This window comes from Geodermatophilus sp. TF02-6, from assembly GCF_003319115.1.
Classification (GTDB): domain Bacteria; phylum Actinomycetota; class Actinomycetes; order Mycobacteriales; family Geodermatophilaceae; genus Geodermatophilus.
In genome coordinates this window covers 1-13,170 of record NZ_QOHF01000021.1, presented here as the reverse complement: position 1 = coordinate 13,170, position 13,170 = coordinate 1, and the positions used below count along the sequence as shown (strand labels likewise).

The 13,170-nt window shown below is 73.0% G+C and carries 12 protein-coding genes and 4 tRNA genes; 6 read left to right on the top strand and 10 right to left on the bottom strand.

The window, feature by feature from the left end; all coding sequences use genetic code 11:
* Positions 1 to 16 precede the first annotated feature (16 nt).
* Together secE and DQ238_RS17485 are read right to left on the bottom strand one after the other, a co-directional pair.
* Positions 17 to 568: a preprotein translocase subunit SecE gene (secE, locus tag DQ238_RS17490; protein ID WP_113782541.1), complete on the bottom strand. Its 552-nt coding sequence runs from the start codon at positions 566 to 568 to the stop codon at positions 17 to 19.
* 111 nt (positions 569 to 679) lie between these two features.
* Positions 680 to 752: transfer RNA gene (locus DQ238_RS17485), tRNA-Trp, on the bottom strand.
* A 246-nt stretch (positions 753 to 998) separates the two neighbouring features.
* On the opposite strand from DQ238_RS17485, the gene DQ238_RS23355 reads away from it, so the two are divergent.
* Together DQ238_RS23355 and DQ238_RS17475 are read left to right on the top strand one after the other, a co-directional pair.
* A complete protein-coding gene (locus DQ238_RS23355) occupies positions 999 to 1,199 on the top strand; it encodes a hypothetical protein (protein ID WP_199506423.1) in 201 nt (66 codons plus the stop codon).
* A 165-nt stretch (positions 1,200 to 1,364) separates the two neighbouring features.
* Complete coding sequence (locus DQ238_RS17475) at positions 1,365 to 2,669, top strand: pyridoxal phosphate-dependent aminotransferase (RefSeq protein WP_233496055.1); 1,305 nt, start codon at positions 1,365 to 1,367, stop codon at positions 2,667 to 2,669.
* Positions 2,670 to 2,710: 41 nt separating this feature from the next.
* Here the strand turns inward: DQ238_RS17475 and DQ238_RS17470 are convergent, their stop codons facing one another.
* From DQ238_RS17470 to DQ238_RS17440, 6 genes are all read right to left on the bottom strand, one after another.
* Positions 2,711 to 3,139 (bottom strand): MaoC/PaaZ C-terminal domain-containing protein, encoded by a 429-nt coding sequence (locus DQ238_RS17470; RefSeq protein WP_113782540.1) that lies wholly within the window; start codon positions 3,137 to 3,139, stop codon positions 2,711 to 2,713.
* Positions 3,140 to 3,212: 73 nt separating this feature from the next.
* Positions 3,213 to 3,659, bottom strand: a complete 447-nt coding sequence (locus DQ238_RS17465) for a MaoC family dehydratase N-terminal domain-containing protein (protein WP_113782539.1) — start codon at positions 3,657 to 3,659, stop codon at positions 3,213 to 3,215.
* A 65-nt stretch (positions 3,660 to 3,724) separates the two neighbouring features.
* Positions 3,725 to 3,889 (bottom strand): 50S ribosomal protein L33, encoded by a 165-nt coding sequence (rpmG, locus tag DQ238_RS17460; RefSeq protein ID WP_113782538.1) that lies wholly within the window; start codon positions 3,887 to 3,889, stop codon positions 3,725 to 3,727.
* Between the two features lie 99 nt (positions 3,890 to 3,988).
* A tRNA-Met gene (locus DQ238_RS17455) sits at positions 3,989 to 4,062 on the bottom strand.
* A gap of 59 nt (positions 4,063 to 4,121) precedes the next feature.
* Positions 4,122 to 4,194, bottom strand: a tRNA-Thr gene (locus DQ238_RS17450).
* Between the two features lie 64 nt (positions 4,195 to 4,258).
* Positions 4,259 to 6,715 (bottom strand): bifunctional diguanylate cyclase/phosphodiesterase, encoded by a 2,457-nt coding sequence (locus tag DQ238_RS17440; RefSeq protein ID WP_113782537.1) that lies wholly within the window; start codon positions 6,713 to 6,715, stop codon positions 4,259 to 4,261.
* Between the two features lie 724 nt (positions 6,716 to 7,439).
* Here DQ238_RS17440 and DQ238_RS17435 point away from each other — a divergent pair.
* On the top strand, positions 7,440 to 7,871 hold the full coding sequence (locus tag DQ238_RS17435) for a pilus assembly protein TadG-related protein (protein ID WP_113782536.1): 432 nt from the start codon (positions 7,440 to 7,442) through the stop codon (positions 7,869 to 7,871).
* Positions 7,872 to 7,924: 53 nt separating this feature from the next.
* On the opposite strand, the gene DQ238_RS17430 is transcribed toward DQ238_RS17435, so the two are convergent.
* Positions 7,925 to 8,006, bottom strand: a tRNA-Tyr gene (locus DQ238_RS17430).
* A gap of 95 nt (positions 8,007 to 8,101) precedes the next feature.
* On the opposite strand from DQ238_RS17430, the gene DQ238_RS17425 reads away from it, so the two are divergent.
* Positions 8,102 to 8,593 (top strand): YajQ family cyclic di-GMP-binding protein, encoded by a 492-nt coding sequence (locus DQ238_RS17425; RefSeq protein WP_113782535.1) that lies wholly within the window; start codon positions 8,102 to 8,104, stop codon positions 8,591 to 8,593.
* A 250-nt stretch (positions 8,594 to 8,843) separates the two neighbouring features.
* Here DQ238_RS17425 and htpX read toward each other — a convergent pair whose 3' ends face one another.
* The gene (htpX, locus tag DQ238_RS17420; protein WP_113782534.1) at positions 8,844 to 9,719 is read right to left on the bottom strand and encodes a zinc metalloprotease HtpX; all 876 of its coding nucleotides are present in this window, start codon (positions 9,717 to 9,719) and stop codon (positions 8,844 to 8,846) included.
* Positions 9,720 to 9,921: 202 nt separating this feature from the next.
* Here htpX and DQ238_RS17415 point away from each other — a divergent pair, with 202 nt between their 5' ends.
* On the top strand, positions 9,922 to 11,847 hold the full coding sequence (locus DQ238_RS17415) for a 2-oxoacid:acceptor oxidoreductase subunit alpha (RefSeq protein ID WP_113782600.1): 1,926 nt from the start codon (positions 9,922 to 9,924) through the stop codon (positions 11,845 to 11,847).
* Complete coding sequence (locus DQ238_RS17410) at positions 11,844 to 12,932, top strand: 2-oxoacid:ferredoxin oxidoreductase subunit beta (protein ID WP_113782533.1); 1,089 nt, start codon at positions 11,844 to 11,846, stop codon at positions 12,930 to 12,932. The genes DQ238_RS17415 and DQ238_RS17410 overlap by 4 nt, the downstream gene beginning before the upstream one ends.
* The last annotated feature ends 238 nt before the right edge of the window (positions 12,933 to 13,170 follow it).

Here is a 13,170-nt window from a genome sequence, read left to right as displayed (position 1 = left end):
GCCGGCGCGGGCGGGCTCAGCCGAAGACGGCGAGCACGGCCTGGGCGAAGAGGAGGTCGAGGCCGGCCACCAGGGCGACGATGAAGGCCACGAAGACGATGACGACGGTCGTGTAGGTGATCAGCTCCCGCCGGCCCGGCCAGATGACCTTGCGCAGCTCGGCGACCACCTCACGCAGGAACCGCCGGACGCTGCGGCGCTGCCGGGCCTCCGCCGTACGGGCCCGCTGTGCGGCGGCGCGGGACCGGGTGCTGCCGCCGTCGGTGCGCCCGGCGGGACGGGAGGCGGTGCGCTCGCGGACGGGCCGGCGGGTACCGGCGGCCGACTCGTCGTCGTCCTCGTCGTCCCCGGCGGTGTCGTCCCCGGCGGTGATCCGGCGCCCGCGGCGGGCTCCACCGGCCCGGCCGGCCACGACCTTGTCCTCGTCGGTCTCGGCCTCGGCGGCGAGGTCGGCCTCCGCGGCCTCGAGCTCGGCGGCGTCCTCGACGCCCGGCGCCTCGCGGTCGAGCTGCTCGGCGTCGGAGGCGGCGCGACGGGCGTCCTCACGTGCCGGCTTCTCGTCGCTCACTGCGCCTCGCTCGCTGTCGCTGGTGGTGGCCGCCGCTCTCGGGTCGACGGTCGGTGGGTCGTGCTGCCGTACGGGTCCTGCACGTCGCCGGCGGGACGCCGGCGACACGGGCAGGGGTGACAGGACTTGAACCTGCAGCCTGCGGTTTTGGAGACCGCTGCTCTGCCAGTTGAGCTACACCCCTCCGCCCGGGGCGACTGCCCCGGGCTGGGCCTGGGACGGCGTGGCCCGCCCCGGTCGGCACCGTGCCCGTAGGGGATCCGGGGCACGCCGGTGGCGGGGTCACTGCCCCAGGACAGCCAGTGTACGGGACCGCCGCACCCGGCAGCCAACGTGCTCGGGACGGGGCGCCGGGCGGCACCGATGAGTCCGCCTCCGCGGCGGCGTCTGCTCGGCGACTCGACCCGACCCGGGACGACGGAGGACGACGGTGACCGAGCTGCGGGTGCACGACTTCGCGATCTCCCTGGACGGCTACGGCGCCGGACCCGCCCAGGCGGTCGACGCACCGCTGGGCGTCGGCGGGGAGCGCCTGCACGAGTGGCTGTTCCCGCCCGGTGGGCGCCATCCCGTGGACGAGCGGTTCGTGGCGGCCGGGGTGGACGACGTCGGCGCCACGATCAGGGAGTGAGGACCTCCCTCCCCCACCGCTCGCATGCTCGCGACGGGCCCCTGAGGGAGGCCGGAGTTCGTCGCCTCACCGTCGGTCGCCCACGTGCGGCTGCGGCGGGACGCAGGCGCCCCGGCCCCGGGAACGGGGGCGACCCCGGGTGCGCTCCTTTGACACGATTGACCCATGCCTGCCCACCCCGTGCCCGCCGTCTCCGCGCCGGAGCCCACCGCGCCCGCTGCCACCGCATCCGACGACACGGCCCCGTCCACCGAGCTGCCGCCGGCCGAGCGCCGCGTCTCCCGCCGGATCGCCGCCATCGCCGAGTCGGCGACCCTGGCGGTGGACGCCAAGGCCAAGGCGCTCAAGGCCGCAGGCAAGCCGGTGATCGGTTTCGGCGCCGGCGAGCCGGACTTCCCGACGCCGGACTACATCGTCGAGGCCGCCGTCGCCGCCTGCCGGCAGCCGGCGATGCACCGCTACACCCCCGCGGGCGGGCTGCCGGCGCTCAAGGAGGCGATCGTGGCCAAGACCGCCCGCGACTCCGGCCTGCAGGTGACGCCGGCCAACGTGCTGGTCACCAACGGGGGCAAGCAGGCGGTCTACGAGGCCTTCGCCACGATGCTCGACCCCGGCGACGAGGTGCTGCTGCCCGCGCCGTACTGGACGACCTACCCCGAGGCGATCGCCCTGGCCGGCGGGGTGCCGGTGCCCGTGGTGGCCGACGAGGGAAGCGGTTACCTGGTGTCGGTGGCCCAGCTGGAGGCGGCCCGGACGCCGCGCACCAAGGTGCTGCTGTTCTGCTCGCCGTCCAACCCGACCGGCGCGGTGTACCCGCCCGAGCTCGTCGAGGAGATCGGCCGCTGGGCGCTCGACAACGGGCTGTGGGTGCTCACCGACGAGATCTACGAGCACCTGACCTACGACGGGGCGACCGCCGCCTCGATGCCGGTCGTGGTCCCCGAGCTGGCCGACCGCTGCGTCGTCGTCAACGGGGTCGCCAAGACCTACGCGATGACCGGCTGGCGGGTCGGCTGGGTGCTCGGGCCGGCCGACGTCGTCAAGGCCGCGACCAACCTGCAGTCGCACGCCACCTCCAACGTGGCCAACGTGTCGCAGGCCGCGGCCGTCGCCGCGCTCGACGGCGACCTGTCGGCGGTGGCGACGATGCGCGAGGCCTTCGACCGTCGGCGCCGGACGATCGTGTCGATGCTGCGCGAGATCCCCGGCGTGGACTGCCCCGAGCCGCGGGGCGCCTTCTACGTCTACCCGTCGGTCAAGGCGCTGCTGGGGCGCCCGATCGCCGGGCGGACGGCCGGCGACAGCGTCGAGCTGGCCGAGATCGTCCTGGAGGAGGCCGAGGTCGCCGTCGTCCCGGGCGAGGCCTTCGGCACCCCGGGCTACCTGCGGATGTCCTACGCCCTCGGCGACGACGACCTGGTCGAGGGCGTGCGCCGGATGCAGCGCCTGCTGGGGTCGGCGGCCGGCTGAGCTCGGTCGGGGGCGCCGGGGCCCGGGTCCGGCGCCGCGCCTCACGCCAGCTGGACGGTGGCGCGGGCCAGGGAGAGGACCTTCTCGCCGCCGCTGGTGACGGTCAGGTCGACCCGGGCGCGCCCGTCCTCGCCCACCGCGCCGACCCTCCCGCGGACGGTGACCCGGGCACCGGTGTCGTCGTCGGGGACGGCGACCGGGCGGCCGAAGCGCACGTGGTACTCGACCAGCGCGGCCGGGTCCCCGACCCAGGCGGTGACGGCGCGCGCGGCCAATGCCATGGTGAGCATGCCGTGGGCGATGACCCCCGGCAGGCCGACCTCGGTGGCCACCCGCTCGGACCAGTGGATCGGGTTGAAGTCGCCGGAGGCCCCGGCGTAGCGGACCAGGTCGGCGCGGGTCACCTGGTGGGTCTGCTCGGGGAGCTCGGTGCCGACGGCGACGTCGATGGCTCGCACGGTCGCGGTCACGCGGCCTCCTCGCGGTCGCTCGTCGGCTCCGCGCCCGACGGTGCGCCGTCCCGGCGTGACCTCGCGAGCTCGCTCACGCCGTACCCCGGGCCACGAGTACGGAGGTGGCCGAGCAGACCGGCTCGCCGTCCTCGGTGGTGACGTCGACCCGCGTGGTGAGCAGGTCGTTGCCGCCGACGCTGCGCACCGCGTCGATGGTGGGAGTGGCCACCAGCCGGTCGCCGGCGCGGATCGACCGGTGGTGGGTGAACCGCTGCTCGCCGTGTACGACGCGGCTGTAGTCGAGTGCGACGTCGGGGTCCTCGACCACGACGCCGGCTGCCGACAGCGTCAGCACGATGGCGAAGGTGGGGGGCGCGACGACCTCGGCGTGCCCGGCCGCGCGGGCGGCCTCGGCGTCGGTGTGCACCGGGTCGGTCGCGCCGATGGCGGCGGCGAACTCGGCGATCTTCTCCCGGCCGACCTCGTAGACGGCGGAGGGCGGGTAGCTGCGCCCGACCAGTGCCGGATCGAGCGCCATGCTCCCGCCCTCCCTCTCCCGCGGACCGCTGCGCCGGCGCGGCCCTGCGGTGGCTCGAGACCGCGTCAGCGGGTCTCGCGGTGGATCGTGTGCCGGCGGTCCTTGGGGCAGAACTTCTTCAGCTCGAGCCGGTCGGGGTCGTTGCGCCGGTTCTTGCGGGTGATGTAGTTGCGGCTCTTGCACTCCTGGCAGGCCAGGGTGATCTTGGGGCGGATGTCGGTGGCTGCCATGGAGCTCTCCTCGCCTTGTCGGGACGGGCCGGCCGGCCCGGTTGTGCGGGCGGGTGCCCGGCACACCGACGGACCCCGGGGTGCGGGGTCCGTCGAGAGTAGCGGTGACCGGATTTGAACCGGTGACACAGCGATTATGAGCCGCTTGCTCTGCCAGGCTGAGCTACACCGCCGGGACGACCGTGCGGCCCGGTCTCACGACTGGACCGGTCGGTCAGCCTACCTGTGTCGGAGCCCCTTTACGGAATCGAACCGTAGACCTTCTCCTTACCATGGAGACGCTCTGCCGACTGAGCTAAAGGGGCGGGCTTCGAGCCGTCGGGAACTCTACCCGACGCCTCCCGGGCCTGCCGCGGGGGGCCTGGCGCGTCAGGTGCGCATGAACAGCCGGCGGTGGGGGATGCCGGGTACCGCCGACCGCACGCCGGTACGGGCCAGCAGCCAGGCCTCCAGCCGCTCGTCGGGCAGCGGCCGGCTGACCAGGAAGCCCTGCAGCTTGTCGCAGCCCATGTCGGCCAGCAGGTTGCGGGTCAGCTCGTCCTCGACGCCCTCGGCGACCACCCGCAGCCCCAGGTTGTGCGCCAACTCGATGATCGAGCGGGCGATGAACGACTCGCCCTGGCTGGTGGACATGCCCAGCACGAAGGACTTGTCGATCTTCACCTCGTCGATCGGCAGCTGCCGCAGCTGGGACAGCGACGAGTAGCCGGTGCCGAAGTCGTCCATCGACAGCCGCAGGCCCAGGGCGTGCAGGTCGGCCAGGACGGTGCTGCTGCGGACCGAGTCGTCGACGACGCTGCCCTCGGTCAGCTCCAGGGTGAGCAGCTCGCCGGGGACGCCGTGGCGTCGCAGCGCCCGCCGCACGCGGTCGACCAGGTCCGGCTCGGTCAGGCACCGCGCGGAGAGGTTGACCGCCACCGACAGCGCGATGTCCTGGTCCAACCAGCGGCGGCAGCGGGCCAGCGCGAGGTCGAGGACGTGGTCGGTGAGCGGGCCGATCCGGCCGATCTGCTCGGCCAGGTGGATGAAGTCGTCCGGCGCGACCGAGCCGTAGCGGGGGTGCGCCCAGCGGACCAGCGTCTCGACCGAGACGATGTCGGAGGTCCGGGCGTCGATGATCGGCTGGAAGACGACGCCGATCTGGCCGTCGGTCATCGCCTGCTCGAGCTCGGTGCCCAGCTGCAGGCGGCGCAGGCTCTGCTGGTCGAGCACCGGGTGGTAGCTGGCCACGCCGCTGGATCCGGCGGCCAGCAGGGCGACGTCGGCCCGTTGCATGAGCGTGCCGACGTCGGCGCCGTGCACCGGGGCCGCCGCGACGCCGATGGTGAGCGTGACCTCGAGGTCCAGACCGGCCACCCGGGCGCGGGTCGACGTCGCCTCGCGCAGCCGGCGGGCGGCCCGCTCGGTGGCCTGCAGGGAGAGCCCGGGCAGGAGGACGGCGAACTGGTCGCCCTCCATGCGGGCGACCAGGGCCTGGGGCGGGGCGTGCTCGCGCAGCAGGCCGGCCGTCACGAGCAGCAGCTCGTCGCTGGCCGCGTGCCCGAGGGTGTCGGTGACCTCGGTGTAGTTGTCGAGCGCGGCGAGGATCAGCCCAGCCCGTCCGGCGACCGGGTCCGCGGCCAGCAGTTGCTCGATCTCCACGGCGAGACGCTGCCGGTTGGGCAGCCCGGTGAGCCGGTCGTGGTCGGCGTCGTGGCGGATCTGGGCGAGCAGCTGCTGCTGCCGGATCGCCGCGTTGACGTGGGTCAGCATCGAGTCCAGGGCGGCGCGGTCGCCGTCGGCGAAGGAGACGAGGTCGCTGCGGCGGTCGCAGACCTCGAGGTAGCCCGGCTCCCCCGCGGCGGTGGTCACCGGGGCGGCGAGGAGGTCCTCGGCTCCGCGGCGGGTCAGCGCGGCCGCCTCCTCCTCGGTCGCCCGCGCCAGGGAGAGCAGCACCGGGCCGTCGACCGTCCCGTCGGTGGCGCGCCGGCGGATGGGGTCGTCGGGGTCGCTGGGGCCGTCGTACCAGTCGCGGCCGTCGTCGGACGCGACCACCAGCCGGGGCCCCTCGTCCAGGTAGGGCGGCAGCCACAGGGCCACGCGCTCGGCGTTGAGCAGCTCCTTGACCGCCTCGACGATCCGGCCGGTGCCGTCCTCGTCGGAGCCGACCTGCTCCACGCGACGGGCGAACTCGTAGACCCGCTCGAGTGTCTTCGACTCGCGGGCGACGCCGGCGAACCGTCGGAACAGCAGGATGACCGCCGCGGCCGCCGGCAGCATGAGCACGGAGGCCCACGGGGTCTGGGAGGTGAGCATCAGAGCGACGATGGCCACCGACACGGCGAAGGGGCCGACGACGGCCACCGGGAGGAGGAGCTCCTGCCACATGCGCCGGTTCGGATTGCCCCCACTGAGTCGGATCGCCGCCATGACAGGAGGCGTCCCGACCACGTCGGCGACGAGGACGGCGATCATCAGGGACAGCCAGCTGCCCGGTTCGGCGAGGTCGTCGAAGGGCAGGACCTCGAGGACGGCGACGGCCACGGCGACCTCGAGGACGGCGACCGCGATGTTGAAGAGGGCCTTCGCCGGGGCATACCGCTGCACCAACAGGCTGAGCCCGAGTCCCACGGCGCGGGCGACGGCAGCCCACAGACCGCCGACCTCGACCAGGGCGATCGTCAGTGCGAACTCACTGACCGACCACAGCCACGTCTGACGCCTGAACTCCACGTGCAACGAGACCGACTCGGTGACGAAGAACGCGGCCGTGACGATCAGGAAGGCGACCGGATCGAACCTCGTCTCGGCACCGGGGAGGACCAGGGCAGCCGCGAGGGCCGCCATGAGGGTCCCACCTCCGGCGATGAGCCATGGATGCAGTGGCGCGGTCCATGCTGATGGCGCACGCGGCTCGGGACTGGGCAACGTCACCCGGATTCTGGGAGGGAGTCCTGCGGCGGGAGGAGAGCGCGCCGAGGCTAACAGCGGGTCGACCCTGCAGAGCCGCGACCGACCCGAAAGGGGCAACCGGTCCCGACCCGGAGTGGGCGGCCGGTCCGTCTCGGGACCGGCCGCCCTGGATGACCGGATTCGGCTCAGCAGCCCCACTTGGAGCCGCGACCCCACTTCGAGCCCCGACCCCACTTCGAGCCCCGACCCCACTTGGACCCACGCTGCGTGTTCATGACGCCTCCTCAGGCATGAAGGACTGCTCGATGGCGCAGTCGTCCAGGCGCGGGGGCAGAGCGTTGGGTACGGACCGCGCCCGAGAGATTGCTGCCCGTCACCCGATCGGGACAAGCGCCGAAGATCACAACGCGGTCGACGCCCGTCATGTCGTCACTCTCCGTCGCCACACGTGGCATCCCGTCACCCGGTGAGGGGACACCCGACACGGGTGGGCCGGGTGGGGCGCCCGAGCGTCCTGCCGTGTCGCGAGCCGGCTGTGTCGAGCGGGGTCCACAGGCCGGCACCGCTGCGACCGGCGTTCCCCCGATCGGGTCCACAACCGTCCACACCGCCGTCCACAGGTCGTGGAGAGGCCGGCGCCGCCCCTACGCTGCGCCGCGTGCGACGGGACGGGGACGCCGCCGAGCGGGGCTCGACGCTGCCGCTGGTCCTGGTGTGCTGGCTGGTGGCCGCGCTGATGGCCTTCGGCGCCGTGGCGGCGTCCGACGCCTTCCTCGAGCAGCAGCAGGTGCAGTCGGTCTGCGACGGCGCGGCGCTGGCGGCGGCCAACGCGACCGACGAGGCAGCGGTCTACGCGACGGGGGTCGGGACGGCGTTGCCGCTCACCCGCGTGAGCACCCAGGCCGCCGTGGCCGACCAGCTGGCCGACGGTGGCACCGCGCTCGACTCCTGGTCGACCGCGACCGACGGGGTGGAGGTCACCGTGCGGTGCACGCGGTACGTGCAGATCGCGTTCGGCTGGCTGTTCCTGGGCGGGGAGCCGCTGGAGCGCACCGCCGTCGCCAGTGCCCGCGCACCGACCGCCCCCTGAGAAGCGGTGCGGCCCCCGACCTCGTCGAGGTCGGGGGCCGCGGGTACCAGGCGTGGCGGGTGAAGGATTCGAACCTTCGTAGGCTGTGCCGACGGATTTACAGTCCGCTCCCATTGGCCACTCGGGCAACCCGCCGTGGTTGGTACCGCACGAGCGTACAAGACGGCGGGGACCGGCCTGCGCCGGTGTCCCGGGTGGCGCGCGGACCGACAGGGAGGAGCAGATCGGACATGGCCGACTCGTCGTTCGACGTGGTGAGCAAGGTCGACCGCCAGGAGGTCGACAACGCCCTCAACCAGGCCGCCAAGGAGCTGGCGCAGCGTTTCGACTTCCGGGGCACCAACGCGAGCATCGCCTGGGCCGGTGAGGACGGCGTGACGCTGTCAGCGGACACCGAGGAACGCGTCACCGCGGCCCTGGACGTCTTCAAGGACAAGCTGGTCAAGCGGAAGATCTCGCTCAAGGCGCTGGACGCCGGCGAGCCGCAGTCGTCGGGGAAGAGCTACAAGATCTCCGCCCGCATCAAGCAGGGCATCGCGTCCGACACCGCGAAGAAGATCGCCAAGATCATCCGGGACGAGGGGCCGAAGGGCGTCCAGGCGCAGGTCCAGGGTGACCAGTTGCGGGTGAGCGGCAAGAAGCGGGACGACCTGCAGGCGGTCCAGCAGCTGCTGCGCGGCAAGGACCTCGACGTCGCGCTGCAGTTCGACAACTACCGCTGAGCAACCGGACCAGCCGCAGGGCCGCCCGACCGGCCACGGCCGGTGAGGGTGGGGCGCTCCCTGCACCAGCTGTCGTCACCGGCGCACACGACCGAGAGCACTGAGCCAGGCGGACAGCCGACACCGAGGACGTGCGGCGCGGACGGCTGGGTGATCCCGGTGGCCGGCGGATCACCGCAGCGGACACAGCACGACCCGGGTGACGGGCTGCACCGCCCCGGCCGGGGCGTGCTGTCCCTCCCGCGGGAGCTCAGGCCTGGCCGAGCTCCCGGGCCATCTGCTCCAGCCGGGCGATGCGGTCGGGCATCGGCGGGTGGGTGGCGAACAGCGACGCCAGCCCCTGCCCGCGGAACGGGTTGGCGATCATCAGGTGGCTCTGGGTGACCAGCCGATCATCCTGCGGCAGGGGGTGGGCCGCCGTCCCCCGAGCGATCTTGCGCAGCGCGGAGGCCAGCGCCAGCGGGTCGTGCGAGAGCACCGCGCCCGAGGCGTCGGCCTGGTACTCCCGGCTGCGGCTGACCGCCATCTGCACCAGGCCCGCGGCCAGCGGGCCGAGGAACACCAGCAGCAGGCTGCCCAACGCGTTGCCGCCGCCGCGGTCGTCGGAGCGGCCGCCGAACAACGAGGCGAACATCGCCATGTGCGCGAGGTAGGTGATCACCGTCGCCATCGCGCCGGCGACCGAGCTGATCAGGATGTCGCGGTTGTAGACGTGGGACAGCTCGTGGGCCAGGACGCCGCGCAGCTCGCGCCGGTCGAGCAGCTCGAGGATGCCCTGGGTGACGCAGACGGCCGCGTTGCGCGGGTTGCGCCCGGTGGCGAAGGCGTTGGGCTGGTCGGTGGGGCTCACGTACAGCCGCGGCATGGGCTGGCGGGCCTCGGTGGCCAGCTCGCGCACGATCGCGTAGAACTGCGGCGCCTGCGTCTCGGTCACCGGGAAGGCGCGCATGGCGCGCAGGGCCAGCTTGTCGCTGTTGAAGTAGGCGTAGCCGTTGACGCCCAGCGCGACCAGCAGCCCGATGAACAGCCCGGGCCCTCGGCCGATGAGGTAACCGGCGGCCAGGATGATCCCGCCCATCAGGCCGAGGAGCACGGCGGTCTTCAGTCCGTTGTTCCACCGTTGCACGCCCGGATCAACGCCGGCACCGGGAGCGCCGTTCCCCGCAATCGGGCCGGTGGTCTGCGAGCGTGGTCACGGAGCGGAACGACACCGCCCGGGGTTGCAAGGGGGGACGCGGGGGCAGTCGTCCGTCCCTGATTGTCGTCCCCATCACTGGCCCGCGGGATGTGACGGCCACGTAACCTCGGTCGGTGGAGGTGCACCAGTGATGACCACGACCAACCCGTCCGTCGCCGCCAGCACGGTGGGGGGCTCGGCACCAGGCGGCCTCGTCAAGAGCGTCGTCGAACTCGACCGCGTCGTCATCCGGCTCGCCGGCGACTCCGGGGACGGCATGCAGCTGACCGGGAACCGGTTCACCAGCGAGACGGCGTCCTTCGGCAACGACCTCTCGACGCTGCCCAACTTCCCCGCCGAGATCCGGGCCCCGACGGGGACTCTGCCGGGCGTCAGCTCCTTCCAGCTGCACTTCGCCGACCACGACATCATGACGCCCGGCGACGCCCCGGACGTGCTGGTCGCCATGAACCCGGCCGCGCTCAAGGCCAACCTCGCCGACCTCCCCGGCGGCGGCCTGCTCATCGTCGACTCCGACGAGTTCACCCCGCGCAACCTGGCCAAGGTCGGCTACGCCACCAACCCGCTCGAGGACGGCTCCCTCGACGGCTGGCAGACCGTCAGCGTGCCGCTGACCAGCCTGACCCTCGAGGCGCTCGCCGACTCCGGCCTCGGCAAGAAGGAGGCCGAGCGCTCGAAGAACATGTTCACCCTCGGCCTGCTGAGCTGGATGTACCACCGGCCCACCGAGGGCACGGTCCGCTTCCTCGAGCGGCAGTTCCGCCGCAAGCCGGAGGTCGCCGCGGCCAACACGGCCGCCTTCCGGGCCGGCTACAACTACGGCGAGACGACGGAGGCCTTCGCGGTCTCCTACGAGATCAAGCCCGCGCCGATGGCGCCGGGCCGCTACCGCAACATCTCCGGCAACCAGGCTCTCGCCCTGGGGATCGTCGCCGCCGGGCAGCGCTCCGGCCTGCCGGTCTTCCTCGGCGCCTACCCGATCACCCCGGCGTCGGACATCCTGCACGAGCTGTCCCGGCACAAGGCCTTCGGTGTCCGGACGTTCCAGGCCGAGGACGAGATCGCCGGCATCACCTCGGCGATCGGCGCCTCGTTCGGGGGCGCGCTGGGCGTGACGACGACGTCCGGCCCCGGTGTCTCGCTGAAGTCCGAGGCCCTGGGCCTCGCGGTGATGATCGAGCTGCCCCTGGTCGTCGTGGACGTGCAGCGCGGTGGTCCGTCCACCGGGCTGCCCACCAAGACCGAGCAGTCGGACCTGCTGCAGGCCGTGTTCGGCCGCAACGGCGAGGCGCCGGTGCCGGTGATCGCCCCGCGCTCCCCCGGCGACTGCTTCGACGCGGCGCTGGAGGCCGCACGGATCGCGCTGACCTACCGCACCCCGGTGATCCTGCTGTCCGACGGCTACCTGGCCAACGGCGCCGAGCCGTGGGCCATCCCGGCCGTCGACGACCTGCCCGACCTGCGGGTGCAGTTCGCCACCGAGCCCAACGGTGCCGACGGCGAGTTCCTCCCCTACCTGCGCGATCCGGAGACCCTCGCCCGCCCGTGGGCCATCCCGGGGACGGCGGGGATGCAGCACCGCATCGGCGGCCTGGAGAAGGCCGACAAGACCGGCAACATCTCCTACGACCCGGCCAACCACGACCTGATGACCCGGCTGCGGCAGGCCAAGGTCGACGGCATCGCCGCGACGATCCCGCCCACCGAGGTCGACGACCCCGATGGCGACGCGACGGTCGCCGTCATCGGGTGGGGCTCGACCTATGGGCCGATCGGGGCCGCCTGCCGCCGGATCCGCCGCTCCGGGCGCTCGGTGGCGCAGATCCACCTGCGCCACGTCAACCCGATGCCGACCGACCTCGGCGACGTCCTGCGCCGCTACGAGCGGGTGGTCTGCCCCGAGATGAACCTCGGGCAGCTGGCCCTGCTGCTGCGCGCCAAGTACCTCGTCGACGTCCAGAGCCACACCCAGGTGCGCGGGCTGCCCTTCCGGGCCGCCGAACTCGCCGCCGTCGTCCAGGACGTCATCGACTCCACCACCGGAGGCACCCAGTGACCACGATCGACCTCGGCATGCCGGCCGACGGTCCCATCGCCGACGCGATCGCCGCCTCGGTCGAGGCCCACGGCGAGAAGCGGTCCGACCTCAAGGCCAAGGACCTCAAGACCGACCAGGAGGTCCGCTGGTGCCCCGGTTGCGGGGACTACGTCATCCTCAACGCGGTCCAGAGCTTCCTGCCCAGCCTGGGGATCGCGCGCGAGGACATGGTCATCGTCTCCGGCATCGGCTGCTCCTCGCGCTTCCCGTACTACATGAACACCTACGGGATGCACTCGATCCACGGCCGCGCGCCGGCGATCGCCACCGGCCTGGCCGCCTCGCGACCGGACCTGTCGGTGTGGGTGGTGACCGGGGACGGCGACGCGCTGTCCATCGGCGGCAACCACCTGATCCACACGCTGCGCCGCAACGTCAACCTGAAGATCCTGCTGTTCAACAACCGGATCTACGGGCTGACCAAGGGCCAGTACTCGCCCACCAGCGAGGTCGGCAAGGTCACCAAGTCCACCCCGATGGGCTCGCTGGACCACCCGTTCAACCCGGTGTCGCTGGCGCTGGGCGCCGACGCCACCTTCGTCGGGCGGGCCATGGACTCCGACCGCAAGGGCCTCACCGACGTGCTGCGCCAGGCCGCCGAGCACCAGGGCACCGCGCTGGTGGAGATCTACCAGAACTGCAACATCTTCAACGACGGCGCCTTCGACCTGCTCAAGGACCCGGCCACCGGCAGGCAGTGGACGATCCCGCTGGTCCACGGCGAGCCGCTGGTGTTCGGTCCGGACGGCGCCTCGTGCGTGGTCCGCGACGAGTTCGGCGGCCTGCGGATCGCCGAGACCAACCAGGTCGCCGCGGAGGACATCGTCGTCCACGACGTCACGCGGACCGACCCGTCGTACGCGTTCGCGCTCTCCCGGCTGTCCGGCCAGGACCTGCGCTACACGCCGATGGGCGTCTTCCGGGCGGTGCAGAAGCCGACCTACGACCGGATGATGGCCGACCAGCTCGAGCAGGCCCGCACCTCCTCCCCGGCCGACCTGGGCGCGGTGCTCGCCGGCGGTGACACCTGGACCGTGCAGTGACATCGTCGTCCTACCGGACGACACCGCGGCCAGGAGCCGTCCCCCGCCGCCGTGGAGCCCCACGCCCCCGTCCCTGCTCGGGGGAGCCTCCGGCCCCCCACTCACAGGGACCGACACCGCGGCCAGGAGCCGTCCCCCGCCGCCGTGGAGCCCCACGCCCCCGTCCCTGCTCGGGGGAGCCTCCGGCCCCCCACTCACAGGGACCGACACCGCGGCCAGGAGCCGTCCCCCGCCGCCG